Source organism: Streptomyces sp. NPDC001380, assembly GCF_042895785.1.
Taxonomy (GTDB): domain Bacteria; phylum Actinomycetota; class Actinomycetes; order Streptomycetales; family Streptomycetaceae; genus Peterkaempfera.
Genome location: NZ_JBIAWP010000014.1, coordinates 151795 through 172720, shown reverse-complemented (window position 1 = coordinate 172720; position 20926 = coordinate 151795). Strand labels below are relative to the sequence as shown.

The following is a 20926-nucleotide window of genomic DNA, read 5'->3' as shown; positions in this document are numbered from 1 at the left end:
CCGGCGGACGGCGGGCGGGCGGCCGGGAGGCGGGCGGCGGGGAAGCGGGCGGCGGGGCGTCGACGGGCAGGGGCGGTCACCGGGCGTCACCTGCCGGGGATGGTGCGGGCAGGGCGGTGGCGGTGACGCCGGCGGTGGCGGCGGTGCCGTCGTCGCCGGTGGCGCCGCGGGTGTACCGGGGGTGGATGAGGCCGACGCAGGAGTACGGCAGGTCGTCGACCTCCTCGACCGGGACGCCGCGCTGGGCGGCGAGCAGGCGCACGTGGTCGAGGTCGGACCCGGCTCCGCGGCGGGCGAGGACCCGCCAGGGCACCCGGCGCAGCAGGACGCGGGTGGTCTCGCCGACGCCGGGCTTGACCAGGTTGACGCTGCCGATGCCGTACTCCTCGCTGATCCGCTCGACGGCGGCCCAGCCCTCCCAGGTGGGGGCCCGGTCGGCGGGGTCGGCCTCGACGAGGTCGGCGGCGTCGCGGACGGCGTCGTCGCGGACGGCCGGGAAGTGGTCGGCGACGGTGTCGAGGAAGGCGCGGGAGACGTCGGCGGCGGCGAGTTCGCGGTAGTACTTGGCGCCGTGGAAGTCGTCGGGCCCGATGAGGTCGGTGCGCAGCACGGTGCGGGAGACCAGGCCGGAGACGGTGGAGTTGAGGCAGGCGGAGGGGATGAGGAAGTCCTCGCGGGTGCCGTAGGTGGAGACGCAGCGGCCGGGGTCGGCGAGGACGGCGAGGCCGGGGTCGAAGCCGGTGCCGTCGAGGGCGTCGTGGAGTTCGCGGGTGATGGCGCCCTTGCCGGTCCAGCCGTCGACGAAGACGACGTCGAGCGGGTCGTGGTGGGCGGCGAGGTAGCGCAGGGCGACGGGGTCGATGCCGCGGCCGCGGACGATGGAGACGGCGTAGTGGGGCAGGTCGACCCCGTGGGCGTAGGCGGCCCAGCGCCGCATGAGGACGCCGACCGGGGTGCCCGCGCGGGCGAGGGAGGCGAGGACGACGCCGCCGCTGTCGGAGCGGGTGCCGCGCTCGGCGAGGAGGGTCTCGGTGACGGCGCCGACGGCGCGGGCGATGCGGGGCGCGGAGGCGCGCAGCGCCTGGTGGAAGAGCTCCTGGTAGTCGGGGCTCGGCTGGTACTCCACCGGCAGCATCTCGGCGTAGTGGGCGCCGCCGGACTGGATGGCCTCCTCCCGTTCCTCGGTGGGGGCCTCCAGGGGTACGTCGGAGAGGTCGGTGAGCAGCCAGGAGACCTCGTGGGCGGCGTAGGAGGAGAACCGGGGCCCGTGCAGGGGCCCGGGCAGCACTCCCGCGGCCCGGGACTGGGCCGGGACGGCGGTGCTCGGCATCGTGGTCATGCTCGCCTTCGGTGTGGGCGCCGAATGGTTCGGGCGGGTGGCCGGGGTCGCTGCCGCCGGTGCGTGCGGGGTCGGTGGGCCGGGGGCCGGAGGTCGGGTGCCGGAGGTCGGGGGCTGGGGGCTCGGGGCGGAGGGGGCCCGGCGGGTCAGGTACCGGCGGGCCCGGTACGGGCGGGCCCGGTACGGAGGGGCTCGGGGCCCGGGTGGGTCCGGTGTGTTCCAACGTCCCGGGGGGCCGTTCCGGTTCCCCGCGGGGTGCGGGGGCCGGGCAGGCGGGAGGGGACGACGGCCAGGACGACCTGGTCGGTGACCTGCGTGAGGAGGGCGGCGAGGCCGTCGCCGGAGCGGTGGAGCTCGGCGGTGTCGGCGGTGTCGTCGACGACGAGGACGACGGCGTCGAAGCGCCGGGAGGGGTCGGCGCCGGGCGCCACGTTGTAGGCGTAGCGGGTGCCGGGGCCGTCGGCGGGGCGGTCGTGGGCGGGGAACGCCAGCCGGGTGCGGATGGCGTAGCCGGGGTCGTCGACGGCGAGGACGGGTGAGCGCGTGGTGGTGGAGAAGCGGACCTCGGCGCGGTCGCCGAGGGCGTGGCCGAGGGCCTCGGCGAGGCGCAGCGGGACGTACATCAGCTCCTCGGAGCCGAGGACGAGGACGCGGCGGGGAGTGCCGGTGAGGGCGGCGGCGAGGCGGCGGCCGAGGCCGGGCAGGGCGGCCTCCAGGCGGCGGCGGTGCTCGGGGGTGAAGCCGTGGCGGCCGCCGTCGGGGAGGCCGGCGGGCCAGTCGAGGCCGGCGCGGACGAGGGGGGCGGGGCCGGTGCCGGCGGCGGCCCCGTCACGGGTCCTGCCGTGGGCCCCGCCGTGGGCCTCATCGTGCGCCTCGACCAGCGCCTGGGCGCGGGGCAGGACGTCGGCGGGCAGGTGGACGGTGCCGGAGGCCGCGGCGACCAGGTCGAGGCGGGCGCCGAGTGCGGCGGCGGCCTCGGCGAGGTGCCCGCGCTGCCCGGGGTCGCGCATGTCGACGAGGGACACGACGACGTAGCGGTCGCGGGGGTGCGCGGCGTGCAGGGCGCGGATGGTGTTGAGGACGGTCCGGCCGGTGGAGAACTCGTCGTCGACCAGCACCAGCGGCCCGCCGCCGGAGAGGAGGTGCGGGTCCTCGGGGAGCAGCAGGTGGGAGGTGGCGTGGGAGTGCTCCTCCTCGAACCCGCCCACCGGTTCGACGCCGGCCACGGGGCGGCGGGTGGAGTGCAGGTAGGGCGCGCTGCCGAGGCGGTCGGCGACGCTGTGGCCGAGGGCGGTGGCCGTCTCGGCGTAGCCGAGGACGACGGCGCGGCGGGCCTCGTCCGGTCCGAGGAGGTCGCGGACCCGGGCGCCGAGGGCCAGGCCGGCGCCGTGGACGGCGGCGGGGAGCTGGGGGACGTGCTTGCCGAGGACGGTGGAGACCAGGAGGTGGGCGCGGCGGGGGTTGCGGCGCAGGGCGAGGCCGAGGAGGCCGCGCAGGGCGGGGTCGCCGTCCACGCGCACGCCGAGGCGGTCGGCCACCCACTGGCCGGTCCAGGTGTCCTGGTGGGTCAAGGTCCCTGCTCTCTGTCGTCTCTGTCGTCTCTGCGGTCTCTGTCGTCCCTGCCGTCCGCGGTTCCCCGTCGTCCGCGGCGGGGCGCCGTCCGCGGTGGCGGGGGTGTCCGGCGGTGCGCCCCGGGGTCCGTCCGGGGCCGGGCGGCCCCGCGGGGCGCACGCCGGCCGCGGGCGGCCGGCCGGGAACGCCCGTACGACGGTACGTGCCCCGCCGCGGGGACCGTCACCGAGGTCGGGGCCCAGGTGACCATGCGGCGGTGACGGCGGGGTGTCGCCGGGCCGTCCGGCGGGTGTCCGGAGCGGTGGCGGCCCGGGGGCGTGCGGACGGGGGCGCCCGGCGCGCGGGCGGGGCGTTCAGGAGCACAGGCACGCGGAGAGGAGCTCGGCGAAGGTGACGTCCTCGCGGGCGACGCCGAAGGCGGAGGCGCGCAGCATGACGCGCTGCGCCCAGGCGCGGTGCGGCTTCACCTCGTTCATCTTGTTGGTGTACGCGGACCTCAGGACGCCGCCGCCGGACCGGTCCTCGTGGAGGATGTCGGCGGCGTCGGAGAACTCCTCGTGGGTGACCACGGAGAGGGCGTGCACGGCGGGCACGTGGCTGGGGTGGATGCAGGTCTTGCCGAGCAGGCCGTTGGCGCGGTCGAGTTCGATCTCGCGGATGAGGCCGTCGAGGTCGTGCTCGATGATCCTGCGGCGGACCGCCTCGCCGGGCGGGTCGGTCTGCAGGAGGAAGGGCGAGCGGCGCAGCTGCGGCTTGAACATCCGCTCGTGGACGGGGAAGTACTCCCACACCGGGCCGGTGACGGTGAACCCGGTGCCGTCGGCGCGGCCGAGGACGTTGACCACGTCGCCGATCACGGAGGCGACGAGGGCGACGTCGTAGGCGGTGAGGTCCGGGGAGCGGCGCAGGCCGTAGGCGGAGCACAGGTCGGTGACGCCGAGGCGCACGGCGAGGACCCGGTCGCGGTACTTCTCCAGGACGCGGGCGACGCCGGTCAGCACGTCGCGGCGGGTCTCCAGGTGGGCGAGCTCGGGGGACTCCAGGACCGGCATGGCGAGGAGGCGGTGGCCGGAGGCGGCCTCGGCGGCGGCGAGCGCCTCCAGGAAGGCCGCACCGGAGTCCTCGGTGAACTTCGGCAGCACGAAGCCGGAGAGCACCCGCAGGGCGGGGCCGAGGCGGCGGGTGAGGTCGCCTATCTGCTCGGGGGTGCGGACCCGTATGAAGAGCAGCGGCCAGTCGCCGTCGTCCTCGGGAGTGGCGTCCGCCGGGCCGCCGTGGTGCGGGGTGCCGTCCGCCGGGCCGCCGTGCTCCGCGGCGTCGGCGAGTGCGCGGAGCTGGGCGACGAGGTTGGCCTCGCCGGCGGGGACGTCGCGGTCGTCGATGGCGTCCTCCAGGCAGAGCACCATCGAGACGACGCCGCGGGCGGCCTGCCTGCGGACGTCCTCCAGGAGGCGGGGGCGGGTGGCGGGGCTGTAGAGGGTGGCGCCGAGGGCGGTGGCGAGGACGGCGGGGTCGGCGCCGCGGGTGAAGTGCTCGGGTTCGCGGTGGAAGAGCCTCTGCCGGACGTCGTCGTCCAGGTGCCCGAAGTGGCGCATGTGCTCTCCCTTGGTGGTCCGTCCCGCGGGTCGCGGGGGTGATGGCCGGTGGCGGTCGGTCGGTGTGCGGGCGTGCGGGCGTGCGTCGGTGCGGACGCGCGGAGGGGTGGGACCCGGCGGCCGGGACGGGGCAGGACGGCTGCGGCGGCGCCCTGCGGTGTGCACCACGGCGGCGGCCGCGACCGCACGACTCCCCCGCTACCCCCTGGCAGCCGTTCCATGGGTCCGCCGTGCGCCCCGCGGGCCGGAGGCCGTTGGCCGACCATCGTACGTACCCCGGGTCCGGAATCCAGACCCGCACCATCGAATTATCGGAGCATTGCCTTCCGGTTCACAGGCGGAGCCGTCCCCCGGCCGCCGCGCGGCGTCCCGGGGGCCGCCGGGAGGCCCCTCGGGACGGGGAGGGAGCGCCGACGGGAGGGCGCGTTGTCCGCGGGGCCCCGCACCGGGCAGGATGGTGCGCCATGACGCAGGTCATGGTGAAGGGTTCCAACATCCCGCTGTCCGCCGCCGCGGTGCGCGCCGTGCTGCGCTGGGGCGCGGCGTCCGGCGCGCCCGACGTGGACGCCTCAGCGCTGCTCCTGGGGGCCGACGGCAGCGTCCGCTCCGACGAGGACTTCGTCTTCTACAACCAGCCGCACCACCCGTCAGGCCTGGTGCGCCACCGTGCCAAGCAGCGGGTCGGCGGCGCGGTCGCCGACACCGTCGAGGTGGACCTGGCGCAGCTCCCGGCGGACGTGGACCGGGTGGTGCTCGCCGGCTCCGCCGAGGAGGGCCCCTTCGGCGCCGTGCCGGACCTGCAGGTGCTGCTGTACGACGCCGCGGCGCCCGAGGACGGCGAGCCCCTGGCGCGGTTCGACATCGCGGACGCCGGCGAGGAGACCGCGCTGCTCTGCGCCGAGCTCTACCGGAGGGGCGACGGCTGGAAGTTCCGGGCCATCGGCCAGGGCTACGCCAGCGGACTGGCGGGGCTCGCGACGGACTTCGGGATCGCGGTGGAGGAGGACGGGCCGGTACCGGCGGGGGCGGCCTCGGCCGCCCCCGCGCAGGCGGCCACCGCGCCGGCGCCACCCGGGCCCGCGCCGGCGCCGCCCTCGGAGCGGGAGGACCCGGCGGCCCCGCCGCAGCAGCCCGCCGTGGCCGGGTCCCCCGACGGACCCTCCGCGCCCGCCTGGGAGCCGCCCCGGCCGGATCCGGCCACGGCGTACCCTCCCCCGCCGCCGCGGGCGCCGTCCGCACCCCCGCAGCAGCCGTTCCAGCCCCTCCGGCCCCAGGCGCTGCAGCCGCAGCCGCAGCCGCCGCAGCCCCCGCAGCCCGACCCGGCGGTGTTCACGCTGCCGCCGCAGGGCCCCCAGTTCCAGCCGCGCTGAGCGGGTCCGGCCCGCCCGGCGGCACCGGGCGGCCGCCCCGGGGCAGCCGGGGTGTCCGGGGCAGCCGGGGCGGCTCCCTCACTCGGGTGTGCCCTGCGGCGTCTTGTAGCCCCGCTGCCACTGCATGCCGAAGCCGTACAGCCGGTCCAGTTCGGCCTGGAACCCGTAGACGTAGCGCACCTCGCGGCGGACCGTCAGGTTGCCGTCCTTGTTCTCGATCATGACGACCGCGCACGAGCGTGCCTGGGGGGCGCGCTCGTCGAGCGCCACCTCGATCCGCGGCCCGACGTAGGGGAAGAGCGTCACCACCGCGTGGGTGCGGTCGAAGGCGGGCGTGCCGTCGTAGATGTACACGAAGACCAGCAGGCGCTTGAAGCTGTCCCGCTTGTCCAGGTTGATGTACATGGTCTCGCCGGACGGGGCGCCGTAGCGGTCGTCGCCGCTGATCTTGATGTACGGGGGCCGCCGGAGGTCGCCGAGGAGGTTGCCCAGGGGCTGGACCACCCCCCGGCTGCCGTCGGCCAGTTCGTACATGCAGGCCAGGTCGAGGTCGACGTTGACCATGGGCCGGGTGGAGACCTGGGGCTGCGTCGGGCGGAAGAGCCCGGGCCGCAGCAGGCCGCCGCGCTGCTGCACCAGGTCGGCCTGACGCATCGTCCAGTGCAGGTTGATCTGCAGGTGTCCGGTGACCGCCCCCTGGTCCGTCAGCGAGACCAGGGGCGACGCCTTCGTCAGCGTCACCTTGTGCAGGCCGGCCGCCTCCACGGCCTGCCGAGACCGCCGCAGGTAGTCCCACAGCGCAGTCACCGATGCCACCCCCCACACCCGTAAGCCCGTACAGCCGTCGTCCGTACACGTCGCACCCGCCCCGCCCTGCGGCGGGCCGGCGGTGCGCCGCCACCCAGGGACTACCCGCGCGACGTGCCCGGGGCACCAGCTTTCCGTACTCGGCCGGAAAACGCCCGACCGCCCCCGCCGCCCTCCGCCTCACCGCTTACTATGCGGCCCCCCGGACGCGATATCGTCATGCCGCACAGGTGTCCCCCGCCGCCCCGGGCGGCGCGACCGCACGTCAGGACACCCTCCTCACCTGCCCGTTGCACGGCCGGAAAGCCGAGGCTCACTCCGCACATGACTCTCTCCTCCATACAGTTGGTCTGGGCCGTCGTCGGCGGCGCCGCGCTGCTCTTCACGGCCATCCTCCTCGTCATGCTCCGCACCAAGCGGACTCCCGCCGAGGCGCAGAACCAGGACTCCTGGGAGCGCAGCGAGGAGCGCCGCCGCCGCAAGGAGATGGTGTACGGCATCGCCTCCTACGTGCTGCTGTTCTGCTGTGCGGCGGTGGCCGCGGCGCTCTCCTTCCACGGGCTGGTCGGCTTCGGACGGGAGAACCTCAACCTGTCCGGCGGCTGGGAGTACCTGGTGCCGTTCGGGCTGGACGGCGCCGCGATGTTCTGCTCGGTGCTGGCGGTCCGCGAGGCCAGCCACGGCGACGCCGCCCTGGGCTCCCGGCTGCTGGTGTGGCTCTTCGCCTTCGCCTCGGCCTGGTTCAACTGGGTCCACGCCCCGCGAGGCGGCGGCCACGACGGCGCCCCGCAGTTCTTCTCCGGCATGTCCATCTCGGCCGCGATCCTCTTCGACCGGGCGCTGAAGCAGACCCGCAAGGCCGCCCTGCGCGAGCAGGGCCTGGTGCCGCGCCCGCTCCCCCAGATCCGCATGGTCCGCTGGCTGCGGGCCCCCCGCGAGACCTACGCCGCCTGGTCGCTGATGCTGCTGGAGGGCGTGCGCAGCCTGGACGAGGCCGTCGAGGAGGTCCGCGACGAGCGGCAGCAGAAGCTGGACTCCAAGGTCCGGGCCCGGGCCGCGGACCGGCGCGAGCGCGCCGAGCTCAAGGCCATCGCCCGCCAGGGCCGGGTGTGGAGCGGCCGCCGCGGCGGGCGCCAGGTTCCGGCGCTGACCGCCGGGGAGCAGCAGCCCGTTACGGAGCCTGCCCCAGGAGCGGCGGAGAGCGCGGTCGGCGCGGCCGCCCTGGAGCCGGCCTCGGTGACCGGGCGGCGGGCCGTCACGGCCGCCCCCGAGTCGGCGGCGCTGCCGGCGGGCCGCACGGTGGACCTCACCGCCGACGACGACACCCTGGCGATGCCGCGGCTGGACTCCCTGGAGCGCAAGCTGCGGGCGATCGAGCAGACCCTGGGCTGACGGACGACCCGGGCCTCCCGGCCCAGGCGCCTCCACGCACGCCCCTCCGCCCCCGGGGCGGCCGCGCCCGGCACACGCCGGCCGGCCGCCCCGGGGGCGTTTCCGGGGCCCTCCCGGGGGCCTGCGGTGGCTGCCCGCGTCCGCGGGGGACCCGGGCCGGCTGCGGGGGCGGGCCGGGCGGGCCGCCCCGGACACGGCACCGCCCCGCCGCCCGGTTCGGGCGGCGGGGCGGTGCGCAGGGCGCGGGCGGTGCTCGGGGAGCGGGCGGCGGTCCGGCTGCCGCCGGGCCGCCGGTGCACGCGTCAGACCTCGGAGGTCACCCTCTCGGGCTCCGACGGCCCCCCTGCCGCCTCCAGGCGGCGGTTGCGCAGGATCGAGGAGGCCAGCGACGCCAGGATGAAGGCGACGCCGATCAGGCCGGTGACGATCTCCGGGATCTCGTGCTTGATGGAGACCATCAGGATGATCGCCAGGGCGCCGATCGCGTAGTGCGCGCCGTGCTCCAGGTAGACGTAGTCGTCCAGGGTGCCCTTGCGGACCAGGTACACGGTCAGCGACCGGATGTACATGGCGCCGATGCCGAGGCCGAGCGCGATCTGGAAGATGTCGCTGGTGATGGCGAAGGCGCCGACGACGCCGTCGAAGGAGAACGACGCGTCCAGGACCTCGAGGTAGAGGAAGAGGAAGAAGGCGGCCTTGCCGACCACGCCCGCGACAGACGCGTTGGCGCCCGCGGACGCGGGGGCCTTCTCCGCCGCCTCGCCCTCCTCGGCCTCGTCCTCGCCCTCGTCCTCGTCCTCGTCCTCCAGGGTGCCCTCGAAGACGTTGGCGAGGCCGTTGACCGCGAGGTAGGTGACGAGGCCGAGGAGGCCGGCCAGCAGCACCGTCTCGGCGTGGCCGTCGCCGAAGAAGTTGGCCGACAGGGCCAGCACCACCATGGCGATGAGCACGGAGAGCTGGTCGAGCTTGCCGACCTTCTCCAGGGGGCGCTCGATCCAGCGCAGCCACTGGTAGTCCTTGTCCTCGAAGATGAAGTCGAGGAAGATCATCAGGAGGAACATCCCGCCGAAGGCCGCGATGGCCGGGTGGGCCTCCTGGAGGTGCTGCGCGTAGGTGAGGCCGTCGTAGGTCTTGTCCGAGTGGAGCGCGAGGTCGATCACGGTCCCCGGGCCGATGTGCGCGGTGAGCCCCACCACCAGCAGCGGGAAGACCAGCCTCATGCCGAAGACGGCGATGAGCACGCCGATGGTGAGGAAGATCTTCTGCCAGAAGGGGCTCATCCGCTTGAGCACCGAGGCGTTGACGACTGCGTTGTCGAACGACAGCGAGATCTCGAGGACGGACAGGATCGCCACGACGCCGAACCCGGTGGGGCCCCATACGAGGCCGGCCACGACGAGTCCGACGACCGTGATGGCGAAGGACCATCCGAAAGTGCGGAAGAACACGGGAGTACGTCTACCTTTCGTCGGTGGTCAGGCCAGCGACAGGTCGTCTTTCCCCCGCACTGCCCGCAGTTTTTTACTGAACGTTGACTCCGAAGTCTAGGGCGATACCCCGCAGGCCCGACGCGTACCCCTGTCCGACCGCCCGGAACTTCCACTCGCCCTGGTAGCGGTAGAGCTCGCCGAAGATCATCGCGGTCTCGCTGGAGGCGTCCTCGGTGAGGTCGTAGCGGGCCAGCTCGCTGCCGTCCGCCAGGTTCACGACCCGGATGTAGGCGTTGCGGACGTGGCCGAAGGACTGCATGCGCGCCTCGGCCTCGTAGATCGACACCGGGAACACGATCTTGTCGACCTGCTGCGGCACCAGGTCGAGGTTGACGACGACGACCTCGTCGTCGCCCTCCCCCTCGCCGGTGAGGTTGTCGCCCTGGTGCTCCACCGAGCCCTCGGGGCTCTTGAGGTTGTTGTAGAAGACGAAGTACTCGTCGCCGGGCACCCGGCCGTTGGCGCACAGCAGGGCGCTGGCGTCCAGGTCGAAGGGCGCGCCGGTGGTCGAGCGTGCGTCCCAGCCCAGGCCGATCTGGACCTGGGTGAGGTTGGGTGCGGCCTTGGTGAGGGAGACATTGCCCCCCTTGGCGAGCGTGACGCCCATGTGGTTCTTCCTCCCGTGTCCCGCGCGGCGGCGGGATCTCCCGTGCACACCGGACCGGCTCCTCCGCGCCGCCGCCGCACGGGCGCGCAGGACCGCTGCGCCCCCGCCGGCCCGGACGGCTGGTGCCCGGCCCGCTGGACTTGCCGGACTCGCCGGCCGGCCGCCGCTCCGCACGGGTGTGGGTCCCGTACGGGGCGCGGGGCCGCCGGACCGTTCGCCCGGCGGCCCCGCCGCGGCCGTGGTGCGCCGGACTCAGACGTTGACGCCGAAGTCCTGCGCGATGCCGCGCAGGCCCGAGGCGTAGCCCTGGCCGATGGCCCGGAACTTCCACTCGGCGCCGTTGCGGTAGAGCTCGCCGAAGACCATGGCGGTCTCGGTCGAGGCGTCCTCGGACAGGTCGTAGCGGGCGATCTCCGCACCGCCCGCCTGGTTCACCACGCGGATGAAGGCGTTGCGGACCTGGCCGAAGTTCTGCTGGCGGTTCTCGGCGTCGTAGATGGACACCGGGAACACGATCTTGATGACGTCGGCGGGGACCGCGGCCAGGTTGACCTTGATCTGCTCGTCGTCGCCCTCGCCCTCACCGGTGAGGTTGTCGCCGGTGTGCTCGACGGAGCCGTCGGGGCTCTTGAGGTTGTTGAAGAAGACGAAATTGCCGTCCGCCCCGACCTTGCCGGCCTCGTTGACCAGGAGGGCGCTGGCGTCCAGGTCGAAGTCGGTCCCGGTGGTCGTACGGACGTCCCAGCCCAGGCCGACGATGACGGCGGTCAGGCCGGGCGCCTCCTTGGTGAGCGAGACGTTGCCGCCCTTGCTGAGGCTGACACCCACGAGTCCTCCAATGGTCGGGGAGCACGCCGGTGCCCCCGCGGTGCGGTCTGCCCCGGCCGGTGCGTCCGAAACGGCCGGGGGTCTGTCCGGCCAACGGCCCGATCGTAGTGCCGGGTTCCCCCGGCGGGGATCAGGCGCGGCAGACCGGGAACGGGACGGTCCGGGAGCCCTCGGACCGGGGGCTCCCGGACCGGGGGCGCTCCGGACCGCGGGCGCCGCGGGCCCCGGACGGGGCGGGCCCGCGGCGCGGCGGCCTCGGGGCGCGGCCGGGTCAGAGCGAGGCGAGCACCTTGAGGTACTCCTGCTCGTCGCGCGCGTCGGGCAGCCCGTTGACGACGGACCAGCGGACCACGCCCTCCTTGTCGATGACGAAGGTGCCGCGGACCGCGCAGCCCTTCTCGTCGTCGAAGACGCCGTAGGCGGTGGCGACGCCGCCGTGCGGCCAGAAGTCGGAGAGCAGCGGGTACTCCAGGCCCTCGCGCTCGCCGAAGACGCGCAGGGTGAAGGGCGAGTCCACGGAGACGGCGAGGATCTGCACGTCGTCGTTCTGCAGGCGGGGCAGCTCCTCCTTGATCGCGCAGAGCTCGCCGGTGCAGACGCCGGTGAACGCGAACGGGTAGAAGACCAGGACGACGTTCTTGGCACCGCGGTAGTCGGAGAGCCTGACCGGCTCGCCGTGCTGGTTCTTCAGCTCGAAGTCCGGGGCCTTGCTGCCGACCTCGATCGCCATGGGTGCGACCCTCCTGTTCGACTGCGCCGTCCCGGGCGGGGCGGCCGGGTCACATCCTTGCACTTCGGGCCGGAGTCCGGGGGCGGGGCTTTGCACCCCGGGGCTTCTCGTGCAGCCGCGTTCGCCAAGGGTGAACGGCGGGCGGCTGGGCGGGCGGACGGGCGGGTGCGCGGCCGGCGGAAACGCCGGCCGGCGGGCGGGAGCACCGGCGGCCCGCCGGCACACGGCGGCGGGCCCCGCCGGAGAGGTCTCCGACGGGGCCCGCAGTGCGGCCGGGGAACCGGCCTGCAGATCGGGGTCCGCTCAGCGCTTGGCCGGGCGGGCGGCCTTGGGGGTCGCCAGGCGGGTGCCGGCCCAGTCCTTGGCCACCGTCACCGAGCTGGTCTGCGAGAGACCGGCGGTGCGGGCGGCGTCGGCGATGTCGCTGGCCTCCACGTGGCCGTCGCGGCCGGTCTTCGGGGTCAGCAGCCACACCAGGCCGCCGTCCGCGAGGTACTCCTGCGCATCGACCAGGGCGTCGGTGAGATCACCGTCCTCCTCGCGGAACCACAGCAGCACGGCGTCGGCGACGTCGTCGTAGTCCTCGTCGACGAGATCGGTGCCGGTCAGGCCCTCGATCCCCTCGCGGAGCTCCTGGTCGCAGTCGTCGTCGTACCCGAGCTCCTGGACCACCTGTCCGGGCTCGAAGCCCAACCGGAGTGCCGGGTTGGACCTGTCCTCCGCGGGGTCCGCGGTCGCGCTCACGGGAATGACCTCCTGTATCCGGCCCGGCGTCGGTGCCGGGCTTGTGGCCGTAGTCCACACGGGCGGGGCGGTTCGCGCAAGTACCCGGCGCCCGTTCCCGCCCGAACGTTGACGTGTCGCAGCAAGCCTCGCTGTCGATTGTGGGGCCTGTGCCCCGGTTTTGTCCTGATCCGAACGGGCGTGGCGAAGCCGGATGGCAGCCCGCCGGACACCGCTCGGTCGCCGTCCGCCTACCCGCGGTACATCCGGTGCACGCGCGACGGTGAGGACGCGCGCCGTGCGGCGGCGGTTCGCGACGGCGCCCGGCCCCCTTCGGGGGCGCCCGGGACGGGCGCCGTTCGAAGGCACCGCGCGACGCGGCGTAGAGTCTCCTGTTGGCCCTCACACCAGCCCTCACGGGCACAGGTCGGGCCACCTCGTCGTAACAACCGGCACCGGAGCGGTGCGGGCGCCGAGGGTGCGGGCAGCGCGGCCCGTCACCGGGTGCGGCCGCCGCTGCGGCGCCCGACCGGCCCGCCCCGGTGGCGGAACCGGTTACCCATCGGTAGAGATGACGGATCTCCGAGCGCGGTACACGATGGAGGCGGCGCGACACCACCTCAGTTACGACCGACAGTGAAGGAACAGCGTGGCTTCCGGATCCGATCGCAACCCGATCATCATTGGCGGCCTTCCCAGCCAGGTCCCGGACTTCGATCCGGAGGAGACCGCGGAGTGGCTGGAGTCGCTCGACGCGGCCGTCGACGAGCGCGGCCGCGAGCGCGCCCGTTACCTCATGCTGCGGCTGATCGAGCGCGCCCGCGAGAAGCGTGTCGCCGTGCCCGAGATGCGCAGCACGGACTACATCAACACCATCGCGACCAAGAACGAGCCGTTCTTCCCCGGCAACGAGGAGATCGAGCGCAAGGTCCTCAACGCGACCCGCTGGAACGCGGCCGTGATGGTCTCCCGCGCGCAGCGCCCGGGCATCGGCGTCGGCGGCCACATCGCCACCTTCGCCTCCTCCGCGTCGCTGTACGACGTGGGCTTCAACTACTTCTTCCGCGGCAAGGACGCCGAGGGCGCCTCCGGCGACCAGATCTTCTTCCAGGGCCACGCCTCCCCCGGCATCTACGCCCGCGCCTTCCTGCTGGACCGGCTCTCCGAGCAGCAGCTGGACTCCTTCCGCCAGGAGAAGTCCAAGGCGCCGTACGGCCTGTCCAGCTACCCGCACCCGCGCTCCATGCCGGACTTCTGGGAGTTCCCGACCGTGTCGATGGGCCTGGGCCCGCTCGGCGCGATCTTCCAGGCCCGGATGAACCGCTACATCACCGCCCGCGGGATCAAGGACGTCTCGGACTCGCACGTCTGGGCGTTCCTCGGCGACGGCGAGATGGACGAGCCGGAGTCGCTGGGCCAGCTGAGCCTGGCCGCGCGCGAGGGCCTGGACAACCTCACCTTCGTCGTGAACTGCAACCTGCAGCGCCTGGACGGCCCGGTCCGCGGCAACGGCAAGATCATCCAGGAGCTGGAGTCGGTCTTCCGCGGCGCCGGCTGGAACGTGATCAAGCTGATCTGGGACCGCACCTGGGACCCGCTGCTCGCCCAGGACCGCGACGGCGTCCTGGTCGACAAGCTGAACACCACCCCGGACGGCCAGTTCCAGACCTACGCGACCGAGACCGGCGCGTACATCCGGGAGCACTTCTTCGGCAGCGACCTGCGGCTGCGCAAGATGGTCGAGTCGATGACCGACCAGCAGATCCAGCACCTGGGCCGCGGCGGCCACGACCACCGGAAGGTCTACGCCGCCTTCAAGGCCGCCCGCGAGCACACGGGCCAGCCGACGGTGATCCTGGCGCAGACGGTCAAGGGCTGGACGCTCGGCCCGAACTTCGAGGGCCGCAACGCCACGCACCAGATGAAGAAGCTCACGGTCGAGGACCTCAAGCGCTTCCGCGACCGGCTGCACCTCCCGATCACGGACAAGGAGCTGGAGTCCGGCGCCCCGCCGTACTACCACCCCGGCCGGGACTCCGAGGAGATCCAGTACATGCACGACCGCCGGCGCGAGCTCGGCGGCTACGTGCCGACCCGCAAGGTGCGGCCCACGAAGCTGCAGCTGCCCGGGGACGACACCTACAAGGCCATGAAGAAGGGCTCGGGCAACCAGTCCATCGCCACCACGATGGCCTTCGTCCGGCTGCTCAAGGACCTCATGCGGGACAAGGGCATCGGCAACCGCTTCGTGCCGATCGCCCCGGACGAGTACCGCACCTTCGGCATGGACTCGCTCTTCCCCTCGGCGAAGATCTACAACCCGCTGGGGCAGACCTACGAGTCGGTCGACCGCGAGCTGCTGCTGGCGTACAAGGAGTCGCCGACCGGCCAGATGCTGCACGACGGCATCTCCGAGGCCGGCTGCACCGCCTCGCTGATCGCGGCGGGCTCCTCGTACGCGACCCACGGCGAGCACCTCATCCCGGTGTACGTCTTCTACTCGATGTTCGGCTTCCAGCGGACCGGCGACCAGTTCTGGCAGATGGCGGACCAGCTGTCGCGCGGCTTCGTGCTCGGCGCCACCGCGGGCCGCACCACGCTGACCGGCGAGGGCCTGCAGCACGCCGACGGCCACTCGCAGCTGCTGGCCTCGACCAACCCGGCCGTGGTCGCCTACGACCCGGCGTACGGCTTCGAGATCGCCCACATCGTCAAGGACGGCATCCGGCGGATGTTCGGCTCCGACGAGGCGCACCCGAACGGCGAGGACGTCTTCTACTACCTCACCGTCTACAACGAGCCGATCCAGATGCCGGCCGAGCCCGCCGACGTGGACGTCGACGGGATCCTCAAGGGCCTGCACCGGTACCGGGCCGGCGACGCCGGCCAGATCCCGGCGCAGATCCTCGCCTCGGGCGTGGCCGTGCCGTGGGCGCTGGAGGCCCAGCGGATCCTCGCCGAGGAGTGGAACGTCAAGGCCGACGTCTGGTCCGCCACCTCGTGGAACGAGCTGCGCCGCGAGGCGGTGGAGTGCGAGGAGCACAACCTGCTCCACCCCGAGGAGGAGCAGCGCGTCCCGTACGTGACGCGGAAGCTCGCCGGCGCCGAGGGGCCGTTCGTCGCGGTCTCGGACTGGATGCGGGCCGTGCCGGACCAGATCTCCCGCTGGGTGCCGGGCACCTGGCAGTCGCTGGGTGCGGACGGCTTCGGCTTCGCCGACACCCGGGGTGCGGCGCGCCGCTTCTTCCACATCGACGCGCAGTCCGTCGTACTGGGGGTGCTGACCGAGCTCGCCAAGGAGGGCAAGGTCGACCGCAGCGTGCTGAAGGCGGCCATCGACCGCTACCAGCTGCTGGACGTGTCCGCGGCCGACCCGGGCGCGGCGGGCGGCGACGCCTGACCGTCCCGGTACGCCCCCTCCGCAGGGGCCGGATCCCTCCCCGGGGTCCGGCCCCTGCGGCGTCCCCCGGCCGGGCCCGGCGGCGCTGACGGCGGCGGTGGCACCTGTGGTGGCGGTCGTGGCGACAGTGGCGGTGGCGACGGCAGCAGTGCGGTTCATCGGACGCGTCCTCCCCCGTGAGGGCGCCCGGTGCGGGCGCCGGTCCGGGACCAGGTTCGCCTCCCGGCACACCGCCGCGCCGGGCACTCCGCCCGGAATCACTCGTACGTGTGTACGCACAGCCGCGGAGGTCGGCGGCCGCCGGTCCGGACCGGCGTCCGGAGAGGAGGCGGGTGCGCCCGCGGCCGTGCGGCAGGGCGGGCGCGGACGGCCCTCGCCCGGGGCGGGTCGCTGGAAGCACGCGCCCCCGAGGCGCGACAGAGCGCCTCCTCCGGACCGTCCGCATGTGAGCAAGCCGTAAAAACCGCCTCCCCAAGGAGGCGCTTTGCACATTTTCATCCTGGTTTGCTGGGCCGTCCGTGGTCGGGAGGGATGCCCGCGTCCGCTTAGGGTGGGCCCGGAACTCGGCACTGCGGGCGGCGCACGGCACCACGTGCGGAAAGACGCCGCCGCAGACGGCACACGGCACAGCAGGACCTCCGGGCACGACCGGCTCGACGGTCGGCGAATCAGGGGGGAACCCATCCATGCGGATCGAACTCAGGCGCCTGGGCGTGGCCGTCCTCGCCGCCGTCGCCGTCCTCGCCGACACGGGCGCCGCGGCCGGCGGCGCGGTCGCCGCGGGCGAGCAGGTGCCCGTCACCGCTCCCCCGGCCGGGAGCGACGCCTGGAACCGGCAGCTGTTCGGCGGGCAGGCGCCGCCGGACCCCGCCGACGCGTCACCGGCCTCGGTGGCCGCCTTCTTCGCCCGCCTGCCCCCGGTCGAGCGGCAGCTGCTCGCGGCCCGCTACCCGCTGGTCGTCGGCAACCTCGACGGGGCGCCGCCCGCCCTGCGCTACCGCGCCAACGCGCTCGCCCTGGCCGCCGAGCGGTCCGCCGCCCGGCGCACGGCAGCCGACCCCGCCCGCTCCGCCGCCGACCGCTCCGCCGCCGCGGACCGCGCCGCCGTCTGCGACCGGCTCCTGCGGCCCGGCCGCCGCATCCTCGCCTTCGACCCGCGCGGACGCGGCCTGGTCGCCGAGGTCTACGGGGACCTCGCCTCCGCCCGGCGGGTCTCGGTGCTGGTGCCCGGGGCCGACACCGACCTCGGCCGCTTCGACCGCGAGCCCGCCCCCGGACAGGACGCGGCGCACTCCGCGGCCGGCATGGGCCGGGCCCTCCACGCCGAGCAGCGGCGGCTGGCGCCGGACGTCCGCACCGCGGTGGTCGCCTGGGCCGGGTACACCACCCCCGTCGGCCTCGGCCCCGACACCGCCACCGACCGCCTCGCCCGCGCCGGGGCGCCGAGGCTGCGGCGCCTGCTCGCCGGGCTCGCCGCGACCGCGCCGGACGCGGGGGTGCCGTCCCTGCTCTGCCACTCCTACGGCTCCGTCGTGTGCGGCGCGGCAGCGCCGGGCATCCGGGCCGGCCGGCGCACCGCGGACAATCCGGCCGGTGTCACCGACATGGTCGTCTTCGGCAGCCCGGGCATGTGCGTCGACCACGCCCGCCAGCTGGGCGACGGGGTGCGGCTGTGGGCGGCGCGCGACACCACGGACTGGATCGGCGACGTCCCGTACGTGGAGATCGCCGGCATCGGCCACGGCGCCGACCCCACCGGGCCGGCCTTCGGCGCCCGGGTGGTCTCCGCCGCAGGCGCCGCCGGCCACACCGGCTACCTCTCGCCGGGCACCGCCAGCCTGCACAACTTCGCCGCCATCGCCCTCGGCCGCTACGGCGACGTGCGCTGAGGCCGCGGACGTGCGCGCCGGGCGCCCGGGGGCGGAGGGGGCGGCCCGGCTGCGGCGCGGGGGCGGGCCGGTTGTCGGACCCGGCCCCCAGCCTGGGCGTGTGGTGATGTTCGAGGAGTTCAGGGCCATGGGGCTCGCCCTGCCGCGGGCCGTGGAGCGGCTGACCTGGGAGACGCAGGTGACGCTCAGGGTCGGGGAGCGGATCTTCGCCATGGGCGCGGAGGACGACGGGGCCGTCTCGGTGAAGGCGTCCCGGGAGGAGCAGGCGGAGCTGGTCGCGGAGGCTCCGGAGGTCTTCTCGCCCGCGCCGTACACCGGCCGCTTCGGGTGGGTGCGGGTGGAGCTGGGCCGGGTCGACCCCGACGAGCTGCGCGACCTGCTGGCGGAGGCGTGGCGGCGCACCGCGCCGAGGCGGCTGGTCCGGGAGTCCGACGCGACCGGGCGCGGCTGAGCCCGGGGCGGCCGGCGGGGGGCCGGCCGCCCCGGGCGGGGGCTGCTCGCGGGGGCCGCTCCCGGGGGCTGCCCGAGGGCGGTCACTCCCGGGCGGTCGAGGTGGCGCTCATGTCCGGGTAGCGGTCGCCGGCGACGCGGCCGGCGATCGGCTCCAGCGCGGCCAGCTCCGCCTCGGTGAGGCGCAGCGCGGCGGCGGCGGTGTTCTCCTCCAGGCGGCTGCGGCGGCGGGTGCCGGGGATGGGCACGACGGACAGGCCGTGGACCTCCGCCCGCTGGTGCACCCAGGCGAGCGCGACCTGGGCGGGGGTGGCGCCGCGGTCGGCGGCGATCTTGCGGACCGGCTCGACCAGCGCGGCGTTGGCACGGGCGTTGTCGCCGCTGAACCGGGGCTGGTGCCGGCGGAAGTCGTCCTCGCCCAGCTCCTCGGCGGAGGCGAACGCACCGGTCAGGAAGCCGCGGCCGAGCGGCGAGTACGGGACGAGGGCGACACCGAGCTCGGCGGCGGCCGGCACGGCGGAGCGCTCGGTGTCGCGGGAGAAGAGCGACCACTCCGACTGCAGCGCGGCGATCGGGTGCACGGCGTGCGCCTCGCGCAGCTCGGCACCGGTGACCTCGGACAGGCCGAGGTGGCGGACCTTGCCGGCCTGCACCAGTTCGGCCATGGTGCCGACCGACTCGGCGAGCGGCACGGCGGGGTCGCGGCGGTGCATGTAGTACAGGTCGATGACGTCCACCCCGAGGCGGCGCAGCGAGGCGTCGACGGCCGAGCGGATGTAGGCGGGGCTGTTGTTGACGGCACGGTACGCCGGGTCGTCGGCGCGCCGCTCGATGGCGAACTTGGTGGCCAGGACCACCCGGTCGCGGTTGGCCCGCACGAAGGGCCCGATCAGCTCCTCGTTGTGGCCGGAGCCGTAGACGTCGGCGGTGTCGAAGAGGGTGACGCCGAGCTCCAGGGCCCGGTCGAGGGTGGCGAGCGCCTCGGTGGTGTCGGTGGGGCCGTAGTACTCGCTCATGCCCATGCAGCCGAGGCCCTGCACACCGACGACGGGGCCGCCGGTGCCGAGGGTGGTGGTGGGGAGGGTGCTCATGCGGTGCGGTTCCCTTCCGCCGCGCGTGCGGCGTCCGAGTAGAGGTCGATCTTGTGGTCGAGGACGGCGAGGGTGGCCTGCAGGTCGGAGATGCGCTGCCGGACCTCCTCGCGGTGGGCGCGCAGCAGGTCGAGCCGCTCACCGGAGGTGTGGCCCCCGGCGCGGACGAGCTCCGCGTAGCGGACCATGTCGGCGACGGGCATGCCGGTGAGACGCAGCTTGCCGAGGAAGGCCAGCCAGCCCAGGTCCCGGTCGCTGTAGCGGCGCTGCCCCGAGTAGGAGCGGTCGATGGGGTCCAGCAGGCCGATCCGCTCGTACCAGCGCAGGGTGTGCACGCTGAGGCCGCTGCGGGCGGCCGCCTCGCCGATGGTGTGGCGGGGGGTGGCGTCGGGCTCCGCCGATGCCGGGGGCGGGGTGCGGGCCTCCGCCGCGGCGGAGGCCCGGGGCGCGGCGGCAGGGGCGGTCGGCGTGATCGGCGTGATCGGGCGGGCGACGGCCATGGCGGTACCCCTGGTTCCCTGCGGTCCGGTGCGAGGTGCGACGTCCTCGACGCTAGCGAGTTGGAGTGCGCTCCAGGCAAGCACGTCAGGCTGCTCCCCCGGATCCGGCCCCGCATGCCGGTCCACGGCCCAGGTCCACCGCCCAGCTCCACGGCCCGGATCCACCGTCCTGGTCCACCGCCCCGGCGGCGGGGCCGTCCGGGGCGGGCCCGTAGAGTCGGGGCCATGGAGAGTCTGCGGGTGATCGGGCAGTGGCCGGTGCCGACGGCGGCGGCCGCCGTGGTGCGGGGCCGGGACGGAGCGGTGCTGGGGTCGTACGGGCCGCAGGAGCACGCGTTCCCGCTGGCGTCGGTGACGAAGCCGCTGAGCGCGTACGCCGCGCTGGTCGCGGTGGAGGAGGGGGTCTTCGAGCTGGACGACCCGGCGGGCCCGGAGGGCTCCACCGTGCGGCACCTGCTCGCCCACACCTCGGGCCTGGCCTTCGACGAGCACCGGTCGATGGCGGCGCCCGGGACGCGGCGGCTGTACTCGAACGCCGGTTTCGACGTGCTGGCGGAGGCGCTGGAGAAGGCGTCGGGGATCCCCTTCGCGCAGTACGCGGCGGAGGCCGTGTTCCAGCCGCTCGGGATGACCGCCACCAGGATCGACGCCGGCCACCGGAGCCCGGCGGGCGCGGGCGGGGTGTCGACCGCGGCCGACCTGGCGCGCTTCGCGGCCGAGCTGCAGGCCCCGCGGCTGCTGGACCCCTCCACGGTGGAGGCGGCCACCCGGACGGTGGCGTACCCGGGGCTGAGCGGGGTGCTGCCGGGCTTCGGGCACCAGCGCCCCAACGACTGGGGGCTGGGCTTCGAGATCCGGGACCGGAAGTCCCCGCACTGGACCGGCGCGCACAGCTCGCCGCGGACCTTCGGCCACTTCGGCCAGTCCGGCACCTTCCTGTGGGTCGACCCGGCGGCGGGCGCGGCCTGCGTCTGCCTGACGGACCGGGCCTTCGGCCACTGGGCCGCCGAGGCGTGGCCGCCCTTCACCGACGGCGTCCTCGCCGAACTGGCGCGGTAGCCGAACCGGCGCGGCGGTCGGGCCGGTCGGGCGGTCGGGCCGGTCGGGCAGACGGGCCGGTCGGGCCGGTCGGGCCGGTCGGGC

At 74.8% G+C, this 20926-nt stretch carries 15 protein-coding genes and 1 pseudogene; 6 read left to right on the top strand and 10 right to left on the bottom strand.

Annotation, left to right across the window (positions count from 1 at the left end; genetic code table 11):
- Positions 1–130: 130 nt before the first annotated feature.
- Both ACFY07_RS18970 and ACFY07_RS18965 read right to left on the bottom strand, forming a co-directional pair.
- Positions 131–2910 (bottom strand): annotated as a pseudogene (locus ACFY07_RS18970) (phosphoribosyltransferase); the annotation flags it as partial.
- A 354-nt stretch (positions 2911–3264) separates the two neighbouring features.
- Positions 3265–4506 carry an HpcH/HpaI aldolase/citrate lyase family protein gene (locus ACFY07_RS18965; protein ID WP_390869846.1) on the bottom strand — a complete coding sequence of 414 codons (1242 nt, stop codon included), beginning with the start codon at positions 4504–4506 and terminating at the stop codon, positions 3265–3267.
- Positions 4507–4970: 464 nt separating this feature from the next.
- Here ACFY07_RS18965 and ACFY07_RS18960 point away from each other — a divergent pair, with 464 nt between their 5' ends.
- Entirely contained in the window at positions 4971–5876 is a 906-nt protein-coding gene (locus ACFY07_RS18960) for a TerD family protein (protein ID WP_390869844.1), read from the top strand.
- A gap of 78 nt (positions 5877–5954) precedes the next feature.
- Here ACFY07_RS18960 and ACFY07_RS18955 read toward each other — a convergent pair whose 3' ends face one another.
- Positions 5955–6674 (bottom strand): Tellurium resistance, encoded by a 720-nt coding sequence (locus ACFY07_RS18955; RefSeq protein ID WP_390869873.1) that lies wholly within the window; start codon positions 6672–6674, stop codon positions 5955–5957.
- A 333-nt stretch (positions 6675–7007) separates the two neighbouring features.
- Here ACFY07_RS18955 and ACFY07_RS18950 point away from each other — a divergent pair, with 333 nt between their 5' ends.
- Positions 7008–8075: a DUF2637 domain-containing protein gene (locus ACFY07_RS18950; protein ID WP_390869842.1), complete on the top strand. Its 1068-nt coding sequence runs from the start codon at positions 7008–7010 to the stop codon at positions 8073–8075.
- Positions 8076–8377: 302 nt separating this feature from the next.
- On the opposite strand, the gene ACFY07_RS18945 is transcribed toward ACFY07_RS18950, so the two are convergent.
- The 5 genes from ACFY07_RS18945 to ACFY07_RS18925 form a co-directional block, all read right to left on the bottom strand.
- Positions 8378–9523, bottom strand: a complete 1146-nt coding sequence (locus ACFY07_RS18945; RefSeq protein ID WP_390869840.1) for a DUF475 domain-containing protein — start codon at positions 9521–9523, stop codon at positions 8378–8380.
- Positions 9524–9596: 73 nt separating this feature from the next.
- On the bottom strand, positions 9597–10172 hold the full coding sequence (locus ACFY07_RS18940) for a TerD family protein (protein ID WP_390869839.1): 576 nt from the start codon (positions 10170–10172) through the stop codon (positions 9597–9599).
- A gap of 252 nt (positions 10173–10424) precedes the next feature.
- The gene (locus ACFY07_RS18935) at positions 10425–11000 is read right to left on the bottom strand and encodes a TerD family protein (protein WP_390869837.1); all 576 of its coding nucleotides are present in this window, start codon (positions 10998–11000) and stop codon (positions 10425–10427) included.
- A 271-nt stretch (positions 11001–11271) separates the two neighbouring features.
- The gene (locus ACFY07_RS18930; protein WP_390869835.1) at positions 11272–11730 is read right to left on the bottom strand and encodes a peroxiredoxin; all 459 of its coding nucleotides are present in this window, start codon (positions 11728–11730) and stop codon (positions 11272–11274) included.
- Between the two features lie 303 nt (positions 11731–12033).
- The gene (locus tag ACFY07_RS18925) at positions 12034–12474 is read right to left on the bottom strand and encodes a DUF3052 domain-containing protein (protein WP_230649746.1); all 441 of its coding nucleotides are present in this window, start codon (positions 12472–12474) and stop codon (positions 12034–12036) included.
- 628 nt (positions 12475–13102) lie between these two features.
- Between ACFY07_RS18925 and aceE the strand changes: the two genes are divergently transcribed.
- The 3 genes from aceE (at position 13103) to ACFY07_RS18910 (ending at position 18193) form a co-directional block, all read left to right on the top strand.
- A complete protein-coding gene (gene aceE / locus ACFY07_RS18920; RefSeq protein WP_230649747.1) occupies positions 13103–15853 on the top strand; it encodes a pyruvate dehydrogenase (acetyl-transferring), homodimeric type in 2751 nt (916 codons plus the stop codon).
- 686 nt (positions 15854–16539) lie between these two features.
- Positions 16540–17742 (top strand): alpha/beta hydrolase, encoded by a 1203-nt coding sequence (locus ACFY07_RS18915; protein ID WP_390869833.1) that lies wholly within the window; start codon positions 16540–16542, stop codon positions 17740–17742.
- Positions 17743–17848: 106 nt separating this feature from the next.
- A complete protein-coding gene (locus ACFY07_RS18910; RefSeq protein ID WP_390869871.1) occupies positions 17849–18193 on the top strand; it encodes an MmcQ/YjbR family DNA-binding protein in 345 nt (114 codons plus the stop codon).
- 82 nt (positions 18194–18275) lie between these two features.
- Here ACFY07_RS18910 and ACFY07_RS18905 read toward each other — a convergent pair whose 3' ends face one another.
- Both ACFY07_RS18905 and ACFY07_RS18900 read right to left on the bottom strand, forming a co-directional pair.
- Complete coding sequence (locus ACFY07_RS18905; RefSeq protein WP_390869831.1) at positions 18276–19283, bottom strand: aldo/keto reductase; 1008 nt, start codon at positions 19281–19283, stop codon at positions 18276–18278.
- Positions 19280–19783, bottom strand: coding sequence for a MerR family transcriptional regulator (locus ACFY07_RS18900; protein WP_390869829.1), 504 nt, complete (start codon positions 19781–19783; stop codon positions 19280–19282). The genes ACFY07_RS18905 and ACFY07_RS18900 overlap by 4 nt, the downstream gene beginning before the upstream one ends.
- Before the next feature lie 225 nt (positions 19784–20008).
- Here ACFY07_RS18900 and ACFY07_RS18895 point away from each other — a divergent pair, with 225 nt between their 5' ends.
- Positions 20009–20842: a serine hydrolase domain-containing protein gene (locus tag ACFY07_RS18895; RefSeq protein WP_390869827.1), complete on the top strand. Its 834-nt coding sequence runs from the start codon at positions 20009–20011 to the stop codon at positions 20840–20842.
- Positions 20843–20926: the final 84 nt, after the last annotated feature.

Coding starts and splice junctions, on each gene's coding strand:
- ACFY07_RS18900 (WP_390869829.1), bottom strand. CDS start 19,783: ATGGCCGTCGCCCGCCCGATCACGCCGATCACGCCGACCGCCCCTGCC.
- ACFY07_RS18960 (WP_390869844.1), top strand. CDS start 4,971: ATGACGCAGGTCATGGTGAAGGGTTCCAACATCCCGCTGTCCGCCGCC.
- ACFY07_RS18895 (WP_390869827.1), top strand. CDS start 20,009: ATGGAGAGTCTGCGGGTGATCGGGCAGTGGCCGGTGCCGACGGCGGCG.
- ACFY07_RS18905 (WP_390869831.1), bottom strand. CDS start 19,283: ATGAGCACCCTCCCCACCACCACCCTCGGCACCGGCGGCCCCGTCGTC.
- ACFY07_RS18940 (WP_390869839.1), bottom strand. CDS start 10,172: ATGGGCGTCACGCTCGCCAAGGGGGGCAATGTCTCCCTCACCAAGGCC.
- ACFY07_RS18910 (WP_390869871.1), top strand. CDS start 17,849: ATGTTCGAGGAGTTCAGGGCCATGGGGCTCGCCCTGCCGCGGGCCGTG.
- ACFY07_RS18965 (WP_390869846.1), bottom strand. CDS start 4,506: ATGCGCCACTTCGGGCACCTGGACGACGACGTCCGGCAGAGGCTCTTC.
- ACFY07_RS18950 (WP_390869842.1), top strand. CDS start 7,008: ATGACTCTCTCCTCCATACAGTTGGTCTGGGCCGTCGTCGGCGGCGCC.
- ACFY07_RS18915 (WP_390869833.1), top strand. CDS start 16,540: ATGCGGATCGAACTCAGGCGCCTGGGCGTGGCCGTCCTCGCCGCCGTC.
- ACFY07_RS18930 (WP_390869835.1), bottom strand. CDS start 11,730: ATGGCGATCGAGGTCGGCAGCAAGGCCCCGGACTTCGAGCTGAAGAAC.